14 protein-coding genes are annotated in these 16,446 nt (G+C 47.7%); 9 read left to right on the top strand and 5 right to left on the bottom strand.

The window, feature by feature from the left end:
* Nucleotides 1-204: 204 nt before the first annotated feature.
* From rpoE to C8D85_RS13535, 6 genes are all read left to right on the top strand, one after another.
* Entirely contained in the window at nt 205-792 is a 588-nt protein-coding gene (rpoE, locus tag C8D85_RS13560; RefSeq protein ID WP_228191681.1) for an RNA polymerase sigma factor RpoE, read from the top strand.
* 2 nt (nt 793-794) lie between these two features.
* On the top strand, nt 795-1,445 hold the full coding sequence (locus C8D85_RS13555; RefSeq protein WP_133563602.1) for a hypothetical protein: 651 nt from the start codon (nt 795-797) through the stop codon (nt 1,443-1,445).
* Entirely contained in the window at nt 1,442-2,386 is a 945-nt protein-coding gene (locus C8D85_RS13550; RefSeq protein ID WP_133563600.1) for a MucB/RseB C-terminal domain-containing protein, read from the top strand. The genes C8D85_RS13555 and C8D85_RS13550 overlap by 4 nt, the downstream gene beginning before the upstream one ends.
* Nucleotides 2,379-2,846 (top strand): SoxR reducing system RseC family protein, encoded by a 468-nt coding sequence (locus C8D85_RS13545; RefSeq protein WP_133563598.1) that lies wholly within the window; start codon nt 2,379-2,381, stop codon nt 2,844-2,846. The genes C8D85_RS13550 and C8D85_RS13545 overlap by 8 nt, the downstream gene beginning before the upstream one ends.
* Nucleotides 2,847-2,907: 61 nt before the next feature.
* Entirely contained in the window at nt 2,908-4,308 is a 1,401-nt protein-coding gene (locus tag C8D85_RS13540) for a DegQ family serine endoprotease (RefSeq protein WP_133563597.1), read from the top strand.
* A gap of 131 nt (nt 4,309-4,439) precedes the next feature.
* Nucleotides 4,440-4,862, top strand: a complete 423-nt coding sequence (locus tag C8D85_RS13535; RefSeq protein WP_133563595.1) for a chemotaxis protein CheW — start codon at nt 4,440-4,442, stop codon at nt 4,860-4,862.
* Nucleotides 4,863-4,902: 40 nt separating this feature from the next.
* Here the strand turns inward: C8D85_RS13535 and argA are convergent, their stop codons facing one another.
* Entirely contained in the window at nt 4,903-6,225 is a 1,323-nt protein-coding gene (gene argA / locus C8D85_RS13530) for an amino-acid N-acetyltransferase (RefSeq protein WP_133563593.1), read from the bottom strand.
* Nucleotides 6,206-7,387: an acetylornithine deacetylase gene (argE, locus tag C8D85_RS13525; protein ID WP_133563591.1), complete on the bottom strand. Its 1,182-nt coding sequence runs from the start codon at nt 7,385-7,387 to the stop codon at nt 6,206-6,208. Before argE ends, argA begins: the two co-directional genes overlap by 20 nt.
* A 112-nt stretch (nt 7,388-7,499) precedes the next feature.
* On the opposite strand from argE, the gene C8D85_RS13520 reads away from it, so the two are divergent.
* Together C8D85_RS13520 and glnE are read left to right on the top strand one after the other, a co-directional pair.
* Nucleotides 7,500-8,471, top strand: a complete 972-nt coding sequence (locus C8D85_RS13520; RefSeq protein ID WP_133563589.1) for a CYTH domain-containing protein — start codon at nt 7,500-7,502, stop codon at nt 8,469-8,471.
* A gap of 31 nt (nt 8,472-8,502) precedes the next feature.
* Entirely contained in the window at nt 8,503-11,418 is a 2,916-nt protein-coding gene (gene glnE / locus C8D85_RS13515; protein ID WP_133563587.1) for a bifunctional [glutamate--ammonia ligase]-adenylyl-L-tyrosine phosphorylase/[glutamate--ammonia-ligase] adenylyltransferase, read from the top strand.
* A gap of 83 nt (nt 11,419-11,501) precedes the next feature.
* Here the strand turns inward: glnE and C8D85_RS13510 are convergent, their stop codons facing one another.
* The gene (locus C8D85_RS13510; protein WP_133563585.1) at nt 11,502-13,433 is read right to left on the bottom strand and encodes a TonB-dependent receptor domain-containing protein; all 1,932 of its coding nucleotides are present in this window, start codon (nt 13,431-13,433) and stop codon (nt 11,502-11,504) included.
* A gap of 146 nt (nt 13,434-13,579) precedes the next feature.
* Here C8D85_RS13510 and C8D85_RS13505 point away from each other — a divergent pair, with 146 nt between their 5' ends.
* Entirely contained in the window at nt 13,580-14,479 is a 900-nt protein-coding gene (locus C8D85_RS13505; RefSeq protein WP_133563583.1) for a LysR family transcriptional regulator, read from the top strand.
* A gap of 34 nt (nt 14,480-14,513) precedes the next feature.
* On the opposite strand, the gene C8D85_RS13500 is transcribed toward C8D85_RS13505, so the two are convergent.
* Both C8D85_RS13500 and C8D85_RS13495 read right to left on the bottom strand, forming a co-directional pair.
* Entirely contained in the window at nt 14,514-15,371 is an 858-nt protein-coding gene (locus tag C8D85_RS13500; protein WP_133563581.1) for an ABC transporter ATP-binding protein, read from the bottom strand.
* Nucleotides 15,368-16,438: a FecCD family ABC transporter permease gene (locus tag C8D85_RS13495; protein WP_244937019.1), complete on the bottom strand. Its 1,071-nt coding sequence runs from the start codon at nt 16,436-16,438 to the stop codon at nt 15,368-15,370. The genes C8D85_RS13500 and C8D85_RS13495 overlap by 4 nt, the downstream gene beginning before the upstream one ends.
* Nucleotides 16,439-16,446: the final 8 nt, after the last annotated feature.

Raw genomic sequence — 16,446 nt, 5'->3', positions numbered from 1 at the left:
GATAAACGACTCAATATTACACTTCTTTGGCACACCAATGAATACCTTGATACGACACAAGGGCTTACCGAGATTTCATGAAATCGAATACAATAGCGAATTAAGTTCAGCGAGCGGTTTCTTCGTGGAACTCTATCGTAGTAACGCTGTCCATATATTCATCAATAAAGTGGGCACAGTATGTTAATGAATTATGAGGTGCCTATGCAGCACGAAGCGTCCAGTGATGAGGCGTTAGTTAAGCGAGTTCAGACGGGTGATAAGCGTGCGTTTGACCTGTTAGTGCTGAAATATCAGCACAAGGTTGCCGCATTAGTCTCCCGTTATATTCAGGACAAGCAAGAAGTGCTGGATGTGGCTCAAGAAAGCTTTATTAAGGCATATCGGGCAATCGACAGTTTCCGAGGCGAGAGCGCGTTCTATACTTGGTTGTATCGTATTGCAGTCAATACGGCGAAGAACTATCTCGTCAGTCGATCAAGACGCCCCCCCGCCAGTGATGTAGAACTGGATAATGAGGACGTTCATGCGGTTTACAGCGAATTGTCTGACGCCGGAACCCCTGATGCCAACTTAAACAGAGATCGCTTAGAAGTTGAAATTCAAAACGCGATTCAAGATTTACCCGAAGAGCTGCGAGGCGCACTGACTTTAAGAGAGTTTGACGGCCTGAGTTACGAGGATATTGCCCAGGTCATGGATTGCCCTGTTGGTACGGTTAGGTCGCGTATTTTTCGCGCCCGTGAAGCAGTGGAAAAACGAATTCGCCCTATTTTTGGGGGAGGAGAGTAGTCATGTCAAAATTCTATGACAAGCACGGCTCTAGCAGTGACGACAGTCTATCCGCATTTCTAGACAACGAAGCGACCCTAGCTGATATAGAACAGCTGCTGGCCAGCGATCCTATGCATCTGGCACAGAAAGTCGATCGCTATCAAGATATCCATCAAGCGTTGCAGCCTGATGCAGAGGTGTTGATCTCGGACTCTGGAGATTTTCTCGCGCAAATGCACCGTAAAATGGAGCAAACCACGCAAGAGAGCAATGTTGTGGTGTTTCCGAATCAAGGTGCATTAGCAACGAAGCCGGAAAAACTTGAGCAAGTTCATCTGCCAAACTTAGAAAACAATGCACCGCATACGAAGCGTGCGTTTTTCTCTGGTTTGGCCGTGGCGGCCAGTGTGGCTTTTGTCGTGGTGTTGGGGGGCAATGCTTGGTTGAGTGACGACCAAAGTTTCTCAAGCAACAACATTGTGACGGCTCAAACCAGCACGATTAAACCGGCACAGCCGTTAACGGCATTGAGTGCGGAAGAAGCGTTGGAAAACAATGAACGTCTGCAAAACTATTTACGACAACATGCGCAACAAGCCTCAATGACGGTTGGTCAAGGTATGATCCCTATGGCCAAAGTGGTTGGCTACCCACAAGGGTCTGGTCAATGATACGTGCTCTATTCCTGACGACTCTGCTGAGTCTAAGTGGAGCGGTATCGGCCCACTCTGGAGTGGAGTGGCTACTGCGGATGACGGAGTCGTTTGATTCGCTGGCGTATGATGGCGTGTTTGTACATCAAGAAGCGGGCGCGATGAACTCAATGCGAGTCCGTAGAGGGCTGATTGGTGGCGTCGAATACGAGAGTCTGGAAGATTTAGACGGTCGACGTATTGCGGTGATCCGTGCGGATGACAGTGTTATTTGTGTCTTTCCAGATAAAGAAGACTACGTCGCTGGTTTTGTTCCAAATGAGCCTTTTAAGCGTTTCCAACAATTAGATAAGGAACGCTTGGAGCAAGCCTACGACATCAGTGTGGTTGATAAAGAGCAGCGTATTGCTTCTCGCGATGCGGTAAAAGTGACCTTAACGCCAAAAGATGAGTTTCGTTATGCGCACCGTTTTTGGGTTGATAAGGAAAATGGCTTTCTCTTAAAACATGATGTGTTGGGGCCTTCTGATGCATTGTTAGAGCGTATTCAGTTTACTTCAGTCACGTTTACGCCAGACTTGAAAGCGTCCGACTTCACCCCCAATGATGAGTCCTATACGCAGCACTTTACCGAAGTCGAGCCGACTGTCGTTGAACGCCATTGGCATTTTGATTGGTTGCCAGCTGGCTTCAGTTTGGTTTGGCAAGACGCGCGTCGCTTGAATGACAACACAAATATGCTGTTATTATCCGATGGAATGAGCACGGTATCCGTGTTTGTTGAGCAGACGGATAAGAAGCGTCCAGAAACCTTTATGAATTTAGGCGCGACCATAGCGGGTGAGAAAAGTATTCAAGTGGATGACAAGCTTTACCTGTTAACGATGGTGGGTGAAGTGCCTGCACAAACTTTACAACGCTTAATGGCTGTGATCATGCCAGGATCAAGTAATGATTGAAGAGCAAGGTACCGTACTGTCGATTCATGACCAGATTGCCGAGGTCGAAACCATCCGTACCAGTAGCTGCGACAGCTGTCGAGCTCGTCACGGGTGTGGCCATCGAGCGATCGCTAAAGTCTCGAACAGTAATCGAATGCTAATGAAAGCCATCGCCCCAGAAGGCCTTGAAGTGGGCCAAAACGTGGTGGTAGGCATTCCGGAAGATACGTTATTGCAGGCTTCTTTATATATGTATGCCGTGCCGCTAGTCGGCTTGGTATTGGGGGCAGCATTGCCGTCAGTTTTTACGGAACAAACGCTTTTTTCGATTGTCGGAGCGATAAGTGGGTTTGCAGGTGGGCTTTGGGTGGCTAAACGGAAGTCAGCACAAGAAGCCAGCAATCCTGATTTTTATCCACGAGTTTTGAGAATCAATAAAACACAGGTGCAAACCATTCCCGTGGTTCACGACGCCTGAAATCCTCTTCACCTGACACTGTAGCATCATATAACTTTGGTACGTTTGAGGAGACCAATACATGAGCAGATTGCTAAAACGTGTGAACTGGGCTGGCATCACTTTGTTGATGTTGTTTTCAACCTTGGTGAACGCCGCGAATTTGCCAGACTTCACCGAGCTGGTGGAAGAAACATCCCCAGCGGTAGTCAACATCAGTACCGAGCAGACGACGACCTCGAGTAATCGTCAGCTTAGCCCTGATGCGCAAGAACTGAATGAGTTCTTTCGTCATTTCTTTGGGCAACAGCCTTTTGGCCAACAGCAACAACAGCCGCGCCAGCAACAGCGCCAAAGAAGTTCGCTAGGCTCAGGCTTTATTATTTCCCATGATGGCTATGTGCTGACTAACAATCACGTGATTGATGGTGCGGATGTGATTCATGTTCGATTGAACGATCGTCGTGAGTATGAAGCAACATTGGTCGGTACCGATGCGCGCACGGATTTGGCGCTACTGAAGATCGAAGCGGAAGATTTGCCGATTGTAACCATGGCTGATTCAGATGATTTGAAAGCTGGTCAGTGGGTTTTGGCTATCGGTTCACCATTTGGCTTTGACTACACCGTGACTGCTGGGATCGTCAGTGCCATTGGTCGTAACTTGCCAAGTGATAACTATGTACCATTCATTCAGTCAGATGTCGCGATTAACCCTGGTAACTCTGGCGGACCATTGTTTAACCTAGATGGTGAAGTCGTTGGTATTAACTCGCAAATTTACACTCGCTCTGGTGGCTTCATGGGAGTGTCTTTTGCGATCCCTTCAAACGTAGCTATGTCAGTTGTGGAACAGCTGAAAGCTGACGGTAAGGTGTCTCGTGCATGGCTTGGGGTGTTGATCCAAGATGTTAATCGTGATCTAGCGGAATCGTTTGATCTTGACCGACCACATGGTGCACTGGTTAGCCGTGTTATGCCGGATTCTCCTGCGGAAAAAGCAGGTCTAAAAGCTGGCGATATCATCATGGCGTTTAACGGTAAAACCATTGAACACTCTTCTGAGCTGCCTTACCTTGTAGGTCAATTAAAAGTCGGTACGGATGCTAAAGCACAGGTGTTCCGCGATGGCAAAGAGCGTACCATGACGATTGCACTGGCGAAGCGCCCTGATGATGCCGAAGTGGCGCAGCAGAAGGCGGATGAAAACCGCTTAGGTATGACGGTTGCACCGGTATCAGAACAGCAAGCAGATCGTCTTGGTATTGAAGGTGGTGTGATTGTTGAGCAAATAATGGGCGGTGCGGCAGCACGTAATGGGTTGCAGCAAGGTGATGTGATTACCATGCTAAATGGCCAAGTTATAGAAGGCGTTGATGCTTTTAACCGAATTGCACAAACCTTGCCGTCTAATCGCTCGGTTCCAATGCGAGTGATTCGTGATGGATATCCAATGTTTATTCCATTTAAGATTGTTGAGTAGAGTTTAACTCTCCCTTTTAACTAAAAACCCATTGCTGAATCAGTAATGGGTTTTTTAATGTTTGAAATAAATGATTAGACATGTAACTATTTTTTATGATGTCTTAAGTGAGAAATGATGGGGGTTGTATAATGGAATCATTGTCGAAAGGTATCTGTTTTCGCTTGGGGAGTGAGCAGTATTTGCATCCTTTATCTACGGTAAAAGAGGTTTTAAGCTATCAAGAGTCAGCCCCTGTGCCCGGTTCGGGAGCCGGAGTGGAAGGGATGATTGAAGTTCGAGGGAACATGGTTACGGTGCTATACGGCTCTTACCTATTAGACTTAGACCCTGAAGAATGCAAAGAAGAAGGGCACATTATTGTCTTGGATTTACCTTCTGGCTATTTTGGTATTCGAGTCGAAGGTGTTGAAAAGGTAATGGATTTGCCTGATAGCCAAACCACCCAAACCCTAGAATACAAAGAAAGTGAATTTGTACAAGGCACTATGCAACGTGATGATGAGCTGTATATTCTGGTGGATTTTAGCGACTATTGTAAAACCCTATCTTGATCAATTAGGTGCGCCAATATCCGGCGCACCTAATATGTGGTTAGAGCTGCTTAGCAAAGATCTTTGAGTTACGTTGATAGTTGTACAATGCTTGCTTTTTAGCAGGTAAGGTCGATAACGTTGTTTCACGGAAACCCCGTTCGATAAACCAATGGGCAGTTCGAGTTGTGAGCAGGAATAGCGTATCCAAACCTTGGCGCTTAGCTTCGTACTCAATCCCTTTAAGTAAGCGCTCGCCCCGATTAGAACCACGATATTCTGGTGATACGGCCACACATGCAAGTTCGCCAGAACGCTCTTGCTCAAACGGATACAGTGCCGCACAGGCAACGATTGCACCATCGCGTTCAATTACAAGGAATCGCTCGATTTCATTTTCCAGTAGCTCACGCGAGCGGCGTACCAAAATACCTTTTGCTTCAAGTGGTGCGAGTAAGTGCATCATACCGCCCACGTCATCGATGGTTGCTAAGCGCAGCTTCTCATAACTGTCTTCATCGATCATGGTGCCGGAGCCTTCACGAGTGAAAAGCTCGCTTAATAGTCCGCCGTTTTCATTAAACGAAATAATATGAGCACGGGGCACAGCCGCACGTACCGCCATCAAACACGCTTCAAGAGCGTCTCGAGTGATTGGTGTTAGGCCACCGTTGGCAAGAATCGTATCCGCATGATGAGCCAGCAGCTCTGAATACAGTTCGTCTTTCTCGTCAAAAATGCCTTCGTCTTCGGTGAAGATAATGAGCTTGTCTGCTTTAAGCTGGATCGCAGCCTGTGTGGCCACATCTTCCGCTTTGAGATTGAATACTTCGCCTGTTGGAGAGAAACCAAGATGCGGTAGCAGGACCATGTTATCGTCTTCAAGCAGGCGAAAGATGGCCTCACTGTCGATACGACGTACTTCACCTGAATGACCATAATCAATGCCGTCTACCACGCCCAGCGGTTTAGCGACCACATAGTTACCACTACAAACTTTCAGGCCAGCATTGGCCATTGGTGTGTTGGACAAGCCCATCGATAGCTGAGCTTCTAACTGCACGCGTACTGCAGCCGAAGCTTGAATAATATCAATCAAATGTTCTTGTGGCGTGACTCGATAACCATCTTCAATACGAGAGGGTAATTCGCGTTCAGTTAGGGCCCGGTTGATTTGCGGGCGAGCCCCTTGCACTAATACCAGACGAATACCTAAAGAATCCAATAGGGCAAGGTCATGAATAATATTTGAGAAGTTAGGGCTCTCAAACGCTTCACCGGGGATCAAGATAACAAGTGTCTTGCCGCGGTGAGCGTTAATGTAGGGCGAAGAGTGGCGAAACCAGTCTACATAATTGAGTTCGTCAGACACGCGTTGCCTCATTTTCGGTACTCGGGGTTAAACAATAACGTTCCACTAATCCCTTAATCACGTGTTGCATGGGCGCTATTTGATCGAGCGCCATAAACTCGTTGGGCTGGTGGGCTTGGTCAATCGATCCTGGACCCAATACAAGGGTTTCCATGCCCAACTGATTTAGGAAAGGTCCTTCGGTGGCAAATGCAACGGAAGTCGCTTCCTTTTGGGTGAGACGTTCACATGCCTTAATGATATCGGATTCTTTTTCTGTGAAAAACGATGGGACATCCGGAAATAAATGATTTAATTCGATTTTGGTACGGGTTTGCTGTTCGATTTGGGGCAAAATGGCGCTGATCTCTTGAAAGAGAGCCGCATTGTTCATACCGGGAAGTGCACGAATATCAAACTCTAACTCACAGCGGCCGCAAATACGGTTCGGATTGTCCCCGCCATGGATACAGCCAAAGTTCATCGTAGGGTAATCAATGACAAAATTCGCATCACGATATTTCTGTTTGAGCCCTTGGCGATAAACCATGAGTTCAGACATGACTGCATGCATGGCATCCAGAGCATTATTGCCAAGGCTAGGGTTGGAAGAGTGGCCTGCTTTTCCGGTGATGCGGATTTTCTCCATCATAATGCCTTTGTGGGCATGAATTGGCGTCAAAGAGGTAGGCTCGCCGATCAGTGCGTAACGCGCTTTAGGACGACCCGCATCGACTAACGCACGGGCGCCGTCCATGGAGCTTTCTTCATCTGCTGTGGCAAGAATGATTAAAGGCTGTTGTATCTTACTCAGGTCCATATCGCGGATGGTATCGAGCACAATGGCGAAGAACCCTTTCATATCACAGGTCCCTAAACCGTAGAGCTTATTATCGCGCTCTTCGAGTTTGAAAGGGTCGCTTTGCCAACGGTCATCATCATAAGGAACAGTATCAGTGTGCCCGGATAATACTAGACCGCCAGCGCCATGGCCGATGGTGGCGATGAGGTTCATTTTGTTGGGCTGATCGGGTAATGGCATGATTTCACACTGAAACCCTTGGCCTGATAGCCAACTTTCCAATAAGAAAATGACACCTTTATTTGACTGATCCCAGCTTTTTTGACTACAACTGATTGAGGGTGTGGCGATCAATTGTGTCATCATGCTCAAAAGTGAGGGAAGTGAAGACATGGGATGCTCCTAGGCGTGACGCCAAAAATAATGCGGTGTTAAGCGCTTCTGGTAAACTTGCTTCTTTAACGCAGTTGTCTCCGGTGTACCGGAAGTTTAGAGGTTATAAAATATGGCTACCGAGCTTGAACTAAAGTTAATGGTTCAACCCGAGTATCTCAAGTCGGCATGCGCTTTTCTCGATACATTTTGTGAAAAAAACAGTTCTGCTCAAGATACATCCTCCAAGAGTTCCCGCCAAGCGACACTCGATCTTATGAATGGGTATTACGATACCGCCAACGCTCTTTTGTTAGAAAACGGCATTGCCCTACGTATCCGTGCGGTAAATCGAGAATTCATACAAACTGTGAAAACTCGTGGTAGCAGTCGTGTTGGAATGCATGCCCGAGGAGAGTGGGAGTGGCACGTTGACAGCGATGGTTTAGACCTGACGTTATTATCTGAGGTGCCATTACCTAAACCATTACAGGATATGCAATGGTCCCGTGATCTCATTGAAGTTTTCCGCACGGATTTCCAGCGTCATGTGTGGCTGATTCATTATAAATCCTCAGTATTAGAGGTTGTTTGTGATGAAGGGGAAGTGTCCTCTGCTTATGGCCGCGATAATATTTGTGAGTTAGAACTTGAGTTAAAGTCCGGTGATGAAGGTGCGTTATACGAGTTTGCACACCTAATTGCGCAGCAAGTACCAGTACAGGTAAGTGTTGTGTCAAAAGCGCAAAAAGGCTCGCGTCTTAAACATCGTCGTATAGAGTTTCCATCCAAACCTAACCCACAGGACTCATTATTGAGCTTTGCCGAGTACTGGTACGAAACTTGGCTGGTGTATTGGGAGGCCATGTTTTATCTGAGGGATGAAGCATTACTGCAGCCGATTCGCAGTGCAATATACCAATTGAAGCAGTGTGTTCCTACGGAACTGTCCAAGCGATTAGAAGCTCTAGACCAATGCTATGACAGCCTATTCAAAGTAGATAGAGAGGGGCTGCTAGAGCGCTTGGCGAGCAAACCAGAGACTGGCATCATGATGCTATCGACAGGGCAATGGCTTAATCAGCAACTCGATCGACCAGCCTAATGTAACGGCCAATAACAATAAGGATATCCACTTGACCTTGATTCCACTTTCGCAGCTTCAGACGTTATGCACAGCGCAACAACGAGAGATAAAACAGCAGGCTCTGAGTGATGCCATCGCAAGACGAATCGGCTTAGAGATCGATGCGCCGACACTAGAACGTGCAGAACGCATCTGGCTATTGAGTGAGTACGTTCATAAACAACTAACGCGTTTCCCCAATTGGCTAGAAACGTTGTTTGAATCAATGGAATCAGTGGTGGAGCCATCCATTGCCCAGTTTTACTCTGGCGAGAAGCATTGGGGTAAACATGTCTCAGAAACGGTTGCGCAACCGGACTGGGATGAGATTACCCTGATGCAGCAACTGCGTCGTTATCGCCATTGGTGGATGACACGCTTAATTGCGGCGGATATCGAGCAAACCATTTCCCTTGAAACCCTAACTTCCCACCTAAGCCGCTTGGCGGATGTTGCCGTCAACGCCAGCCAACAATGGTCCATGCAGAATTATCAGACATTGTATGGCCAAGCTCTCGATCAGCAAGGCCAAGTTCAAAAGCTGATCGTGATTGGTATGGGTAAGCTAGGAGGTTTTGAGTTAAACCTCTCATCAGACATTGATCTGGTGTTTGCGTTTCGTGAGCATGGCGAGACACAAGGGGGCAAAAAGTCACTGTCTCATCAAGAGTATTTCACAAAGATCGGGCAAAAGCTGATTCAGCATTTAGATCAAGTGAATGCGGAAGGTTTCGTATTTCGTGTCGATATGCGCTTAAGACCGTTTGGTCAGTCTGGTGCTTTGGTCATGAGTATGGATTCTCTGGAAAACTACTACCAAGACCAAGGACGTGACTGGGAGCGTTACGCCATGATCAAGGCTCGGGTCATGGCGGGAGACCCCATTGATGTGGAGGAGTTTGAAGCGCTTCGCCGTCCATTTGTGTATCGGAAATATTTGGATTTTGGTGCCATTGGTGCGCTGCGCGACCTCAAATCCATGATCGCCAAAGAAGTGAGAAGAAAGGGGATTGAGCACAATATCAAGTTAGGCGAAGGAGGCATTCGTGAAGTTGAGTTTATTGTTCAAGCCTTACAAATCCTTCACGGTGGCCGTGACCAGCGCCTACAAAATCCTGCTTTGTTTCATGTCTTACCAGCATTAGGGAAAGACGATTATCTAGACGCTAAGCAAGTGGATGATTTGCTTGCTGCCTACCGTTACCTGCGACGTGTTGAACATGCCTTGCAAGGAGCCGCGGATGAGCAAACCCAGTTATTGCCTGAGGACGAAACAGAGCGAGCGAGGTTAGCGTATCATGTGGGCGAAGAGAGTTGGGACGTGCTCCTAGAAACCCTATGGCAACATCGCAAGGCGGTGCATCAATACTTCCAAGCATTGATTGATGATGGTGAAGAAAACTCTTGTGATCAGCAGGCGCAAGAAGCTTGGCGAGTGATTTTAAAACAGCCTCAAAAGCACAGTTTGATCGAAGAGGCTATGGAAAGTATACAGTGGCAAGATCACGCAGCGTCGGCCCAACAACTGGGGCAATTCCTAAACTCGCGTGCGGTTGCTTATATGCAACCCATTGGACAAGAGCGTTTGGCGGTGTTCCTAGCAGCCTTGATGACCTGCCTAGAAGACGAACCACATCCTGATACGGTCTTGCAACGTATCATTCCCATCATGGAAGCGGTGACGCGACGCACGTCTTACCTAGTGCTTTTGTCTGAAAACCAGAGCGCCATTGTGCACTTGATTGGTTTGTGTCGGGCGAGCGTTTGGTTCTCTGAAATGATCTCTAACTCGCCTGCATTGCTAGATGAGCTGCTAGACGCCAATACGCTCTTTTCGCCACCTTCGAAAGAAGCCATGCAGCTTGAGCTAAGGCAAACCCTGATGCGTTTACCAGAAGACGATGAAGAGGCTCATATGGATGCCATGCGTCGCTTTAAACGCTCAATTATCATGCGTGTCGCGGCTTGCGATATAACTGGTATCTTGCCTCTAATGAAAGTGAGTGATCACTTAACTTGGTTGGCTGAGGTTCTGTTAGAACAAGTGCTACAGCAGTCATGGCATTATCTCACCCAGCGCCATGGTTTCCCTACAAGAGATGACAGTGATGTCACTCGCCCAGAGATGGTCATAGTAGGCTATGGCAAATCTGGCGGGATAGAGCTGGGCTATGATTCAGATTTGGATCTGGTCTTTATCCATAACGCTCAACTTAATCGTGCCACCAACGGTGAACGCAGCATTGATAACTTGGTGTTTTATACACGCTTAGGTCAGCGCATCATCCACCTTCTGACGAGCTTTACGGCGGCAGGTCGACTCTATGAAGTGGACATGCGCTTGCGCCCTTCAGGTAACTCGGGCTTGCTGGTGACTAGCTTTGAATCCTTCAAAGACTATCAAGAGAAGGAAGCGTGGGTATGGGAACATCAGGCGTTATGCAGAGCGCGAGCCTTAGCGGGGGAAGCGCAACTGATGGCGCAGTTTGAGCAGACTCGAGCAGACATCATCGGTCGCGAGCGCGATCGGAATAGCTTGAAACAAGAAGTGCTTAACATGCGTGAAAAAATGCGTGCGCACTTGGACACCAGTGGTATAGAAAAAGGCTTCGATCTGAAACAAGGAGCTGGCGGCATTATAGACATTGAGTTTATGGTGCAATACATGGTGTTAGCATGGTCACACCGCTACCCAGATCTAATGACCTACTCGGACAACATTCGTCAACTAGAGGCTGCCGAGGCGCACGATTTACTGTCGACTGAAAACGTTGCGAAGATGAAAGAAGCGTATACCTTTTATCGAGCAGCCGCTCATCGTCAGACATTACAAAAACAAGGTCGATTGGTGCCAGTGGACACTTTGGAAGAAAACCAAGCGGTGATTGCTCAATATTGGAAAGCGTTTGCCGAGCAAGCTTGTTAGCAAAAAAAATCCCCTCTGAAAGGCTCAGAGGGGATATGGATAAACCTAAAAATCGCGAGGTTAAGGGGCCTCTTGAATAAGGCTTAGAAAGCGACTTTGACTTTCGCTTGGTAGCGACGGCCGTCTAGGATTTTACCGTAGGTATCGTAGTCAATTTCCTTATCAAGCAAGTTGTAAATGCCTGCGTAGAAAGTAACATCTTTCGTAGCTTTGTAAGTGAAGCCTGTATCAACCAGAGTATATTCTGGGTAGGCTTCCGCCATACTGGTGCGAGATAAACCTTCAGTGGTCTCACCAACATAATTCACTTCACCCCAAACATTCAGGGCCTCGGTCGCATCCCATGAAAGGTTGGTGTGAATACGGTGCTTTGGAATACGATTCAGCGGCTGTCCAGCGAAGTCGCCCGACTTCTGCTCTGAGTCAGTGAAAGTGTAACCAACATCCCAATCCAATGTAGCGGTTAGAGGCATTGCAAAAGAGGCTTCTACACCTTGGGTAACAACTTTATCTACGTTGTAACGAGAGCTGATAAACGAGTAGCTTTCACCATCATAGGTACAGCTAGCATCACCTGCGCTGGTATCACAGTCACGGCTTTCTGTGATCTTATCTTTGAATTCCGTGTAGAAAGCGGTCAATTCCGCTTTAGTACCCTGATGGTTAGTCCAAGCAATACCTACTTCATGGTTAATGCTTTTCTCTGCTTCCAAGTCAGAGTTGCCTAAAATAATGGCGCTACCACGACCTGTTGTTTGTGCCCAGCCGTCTGTTGCTTGACGAAGATCAGGTGAGCGGTAGCCTGCGCTGATACCACCTTTTAGGGTGATATTATCAGTTGTTTGCCAAACACCGTAAACACGTGGCGTCACTGCACTGCCGTAGTTTTCGTCTTCGTTGTAACGTAGGCCTGCTGTTAGAGAGAAAGTATCTGTTAAGTAGAATTCGTCTTCAGCAAAGACTGCTGCTTGCCAACGCTCAAGCTCGTTTAAGCCGTTGTCAGCGTTGTTGCTGTCATCACTTAGTGTTTGGTTCTCAAATTGTCCACCTACGGTCAATGTATGTTGGTCAAAGAATAAGTGGCTCTGATGGTTCAAAACCAGTGACTCGTATTGCATATCACGGGCTTTGTTGTCGTTATTTTCATAGCTGATGTAGCTATTGTGTTGGCTGTTTTCTTTGTTTAAATCGCTACTGATAGAGAAGTGATCGCGTTGGTACTCAGCTTCGCTATCTGAGGTTGCACTTAAACCGGCCGTGCGATCTCGGTTCTGTGATTCTGTACCTGCTTCGAACTTTAAGGTTTGCTCGTCATTGACCTTCCAAGACAATTTGCTTGTTAGGTTTTGCATGCTTTGTTCAGCATAACCATTAGTGATGCTGTCTTCTTCGCGCTCATTAATTTGACCAAACACTTCTAATCCAAGCGTATCGCCAACCAGAGGGCCTGATGCGTAGAAATCTGTTTGCATGCTATTGCCAGATGCATTGTCTTCTTGAATAACGGTGCCAAGGCTCAATTGTCCGTGCCACTCAGGCTGCACATCTTTAGTGATGATGTTGATCACACCGCCTAGAGCATCTGAGCCATACAAAGAAGACATAGGGCCACGAATGACCTCAATACGCTCAATCGCTGATAGCGGTGGTATCCAACCTTGCTCAATACCAGGGCCGTCAGAGTTAGGGCGTGTTTCACGGCTCGTTTGACGTTTACCATCCACTAGAATCATGGTGTATTTACCACCAAGACCACGCATGGTGATGTCAGAGGTTGAGCCACCACCAGAAACGTATACACCTGGAACCGCTGCTAGAGCATCAGTTACGTCGCGGTAGGCTTTTTTCTCAATCTCTTCTGCGCTGATGACAGTAATGGAGGCCGCAGCATCCTGTGTATTTTGCTCATAGCCAGAAGCACTGACGACTAACTCATCAAGGTTAACCGTGTCGGCATGGGCGGAATGAGCCATGGCCACACTAAGAGCCACCAAAGAAATCGAGAAACTACGCATGAACTTTAATCCTTAAAATAAGTACGAAAAATGCAAAATTTAATGGTAATCTTTATCATTTGTATTCTGTATTATTTGTGTAAAATTGTCCTGCGATGGAGCGTTGCGTATTTTACAACGGCTGAATCACCATAAAGAGGACTCTTGTGTACGATCTCAATGATTTAAAAAGCTTTGTTTCCGTAGTGGAGACGGGCAACTTAAGTTCCAGTGCCAAACACCTAGGGGTTTCCAAGTCGACTCTCAGTCGGCGTATTTCTCACCTTGAAGAAGTCATGCGCCAACCTCTCATGCGCCGTCAAGCCAATAAGATGTTTGCCAACGATGCGGGGAAGGCTTTTTTACCTTATGCCAAGTCCATTCTTGATACTGTTTTACGGGCTCATCGGACAGTAGATGAATTGAAAGAGACAGTAACAGGGCGGCTGACAGTCGGTTTGTTCTCTGGTTTGAGTCGATCTTGGGCGACGCGGGAGTTGTTTCGGTTTCTAGATGACTTTCCTGAAGCGCAAATTGATGTCTACACGGTGACTGATTTTCAAGATATCCGCGAACAAACGGATGTGGTGTTGTATATGGGTGAGTTACGCGGAGGAACCTTCAAATCGGAGCTGCTAGGGGAGCTAGATTGCGGTGTTTATGCTCATAAGCGCTACCTTGATCAACATGGGCCGATTGATACGATTGAAGCACTTGAAGAGCATGATTGGGTCAATTTACATAACTTCTTTGGCAATGATCAAATGTCTGCTCTATTTCACCCTGAGCATGGCTATAAAGAGATACGTATGCCTCGCTCGCGCCTGACGACAGACTTAATGGGCTTTCACTTAGATTGTATTGTGCATGGCAGAGGGATCGGGATTTTGCCAGAAGATATGGTTGCTAGGAGAGAAGAGTTCCATCCTGGTGAATTGATCCGAGTCCTTCCTGAGTGGCAGGCTCCAAAACTTCCTCTGTATCTTCTATACGCTTTTGGGCATTTGCCGAAGCGGAACCAAGTCTTGCTGACACGTTTGAAAAATGCGTACTCTAACTCAAAGTGAGTACGCATTTATCGTGACGTGGTTGCTTGGTTGATTAGAGGGCTAGCTCAGCCTGTTTTTTGTCACTTGGAGCGGCAGCTTTGCTGGCTCCTGAGTCATGTGCTCGACGGACATTCACCAGAATTGGTGCGCCTGTATGCGGGTCTGCCAACAGGTCACAATGAACTCCGTACAAACTTTCCAAAATCTCTGGCGTGATGACCTGCTTAGGTGAGCCTTGGGCGACAATTTCTCCCCCTTTCATGGCGATCAAATGATCGGCATAACGAGCGGCCATCGCCAGATCATGTACGACCATGATGATGGTTTTGCCTGCTGCTGCAAGCTCCCTAATAAGATCGAAAACTTCTATTTGATGCCCTAAATCTAATGCGGAAGTGGGTTCATCGAGTAGCAAAAGAGGCGTTTCTTGAGCAATGGACATAGCGATCCAAGCACGTTGGCGCTGTCCACCAGAAAGCGTGTCCAGCAAACGATCCCCTAAAGACTCCAAGTTTGCGGCTTGCAAGGCAAATTCGATGGCGGTGCGATCATCCATACCCCATTGTTTGAACAGTGACTGATGGGGGTGACGACCAAAACGAATCAGCTCTCGTACAGTAATGCCATCCGGTGCTGACGTCTCTTGCGGTAACAGTGCTAACTTCTTCGCCACTTGCTTGGCTGGCATGGAATGAATGTCCTTTCCATTTAGCAGAATGTGCCCTGAGGACGGCAGGTGCACACGTGATAAGCCGTTTAGCAGCGTTGATTTACCGCAGCCATTAGGGCCGACGATGGCGGTGACTTTTCCCGCTGGAAATGTGACATCAAGCCCATCAATGATGACATGGTCATCATGTTTGAGGGTGATCGATTGAGTGCCTAAAGGCGCTTGAGTGGATGAACTCATAGAGTGCTCCGTTTAGGTTTACGAATTAATATCCAAAGTAAGTAAGGCCCGCCAACCACTGCGGTGACCACACCGACAGGAATTTCGATGGGGCTCAAAAGGGTCCGTCCCGCGAAATCCGCCAACACCATGACGATCGCCCCACAAAGGGCGCTAGACACCAACGGCAAGCCGCGATGCTTAGCAAAGGTTCTTGCCATTTCGGGGCCAACTAAAGCGACTAGCCCAACAGGGCCCGCTAGGGCGACGGCAAAACCCGTTAGTACCACGGAAATCGCGACGGCAGAAAAACGCAGGCGGTTGGGCGTGCGACCAAGAGCAGTCATCACAGAATCGGAAAAGGCCATTAATTGGAAACGCTGACATAAGAAAATGCTCACGACCATTCCCACTAAAGTGATCCAACCCATCCAAGGAATCTGTTCTTCAGGACGTGCGGACAAACTCCCCACCGTCCATGGATAAGCCTCGTTTGCCGTATCAATATGAACTTGTGAGAGCAATAGCTGCGACACCGCTGCGGACACAGAACCAATAGCTAAGCCTGCAACAATAAAGCGATAGCCTCGGGTGCCACTGCCACCACCAATAATAAATGCCAGCGCGGTAGCTGATGCCGCCCCTGTCAGAGCCATAGCCGATGGAGCAAGGCCAATACCGACACCAACCACTGATGCGACAGCAAACGCCATGGCCGCGTTATCGATGCCGATGATCCCAGGTGTGGCCAATCGGTTACGTGCCACCGTTTGCATCAAGCAACCCGCAATACTAAACGCAGCCCCCGTGTAAATACCGGCTAATAATCGATTAAGGCGTAATTCATTGACCACGAATTGCGTCATGCTATCGCCTTGCCCAATCAGTGCTAGCACCACTTCTTTAGGCGATAAGCTTAAGGTGCCAACGCCCAAACTGAGAATGCCGATCAAGAGTAACGCCACGCTTAACAGTATATTTCGTCGAATCGCCTGACGGTCTAGCAGAAGGCTCATGTGCTTTGAACGAAGTAGCCAATAACCTGACGGAGGCGTTAGTTGAGCAGATGAAGAGTGAGATAAGGACACAATACAAC

Origin of the sequence: Marinomonas communis (assembly GCF_004363305.1) — a bacterium.
Lineage (GTDB): Bacteria > Pseudomonadota > Gammaproteobacteria > Pseudomonadales > Marinomonadaceae > Marinomonas > Marinomonas communis.
This window is presented reverse-complemented; position numbering and strand designations above follow the sequence as displayed.

Bases quoted from the DNA above. Each gene is read 5' to 3' on its own strand.
- C8D85_RS13500 (WP_133563581.1), bottom strand. From the start codon at position 15,371: ATGAGTTCATCCACTCAAGCGCCTTTAGGCACTCAATCGATCACCCTC.
- C8D85_RS13540 (WP_133563597.1), top strand. From the start codon at position 2,908: ATGAGCAGATTGCTAAAACGTGTGAACTGGGCTGGCATCACTTTGTTG.
- argE (WP_133563591.1), bottom strand. From the start codon at position 7,387: ATGTCTTCACTTCCCTCACTTTTGAGCATGATGACACAATTGATCGCC.
- C8D85_RS13555 (WP_133563602.1), top strand. From the start codon at position 795: ATGTCAAAATTCTATGACAAGCACGGCTCTAGCAGTGACGACAGTCTA.
- rpoE (WP_228191681.1), top strand. From the start codon at position 205: ATGCAGCACGAAGCGTCCAGTGATGAGGCGTTAGTTAAGCGAGTTCAG.
- C8D85_RS13510 (WP_133563585.1), bottom strand. From the start codon at position 13,433: ATGCGTAGTTTCTCGATTTCTTTGGTGGCTCTTAGTGTGGCCATGGCT.
- C8D85_RS13520 (WP_133563589.1), top strand. From the start codon at position 7,500: ATGGCTACCGAGCTTGAACTAAAGTTAATGGTTCAACCCGAGTATCTC.
- C8D85_RS13535 (WP_133563595.1), top strand. From the start codon at position 4,440: ATGGAATCATTGTCGAAAGGTATCTGTTTTCGCTTGGGGAGTGAGCAG.
- C8D85_RS13545 (WP_133563598.1), top strand. From the start codon at position 2,379: ATGATTGAAGAGCAAGGTACCGTACTGTCGATTCATGACCAGATTGCC.
- argA (WP_133563593.1), bottom strand. From the start codon at position 6,225: ATGAGGCAACGCGTGTCTGACGAACTCAATTATGTAGACTGGTTTCGC.
- C8D85_RS13550 (WP_133563600.1), top strand. From the start codon at position 1,442: ATGATACGTGCTCTATTCCTGACGACTCTGCTGAGTCTAAGTGGAGCG.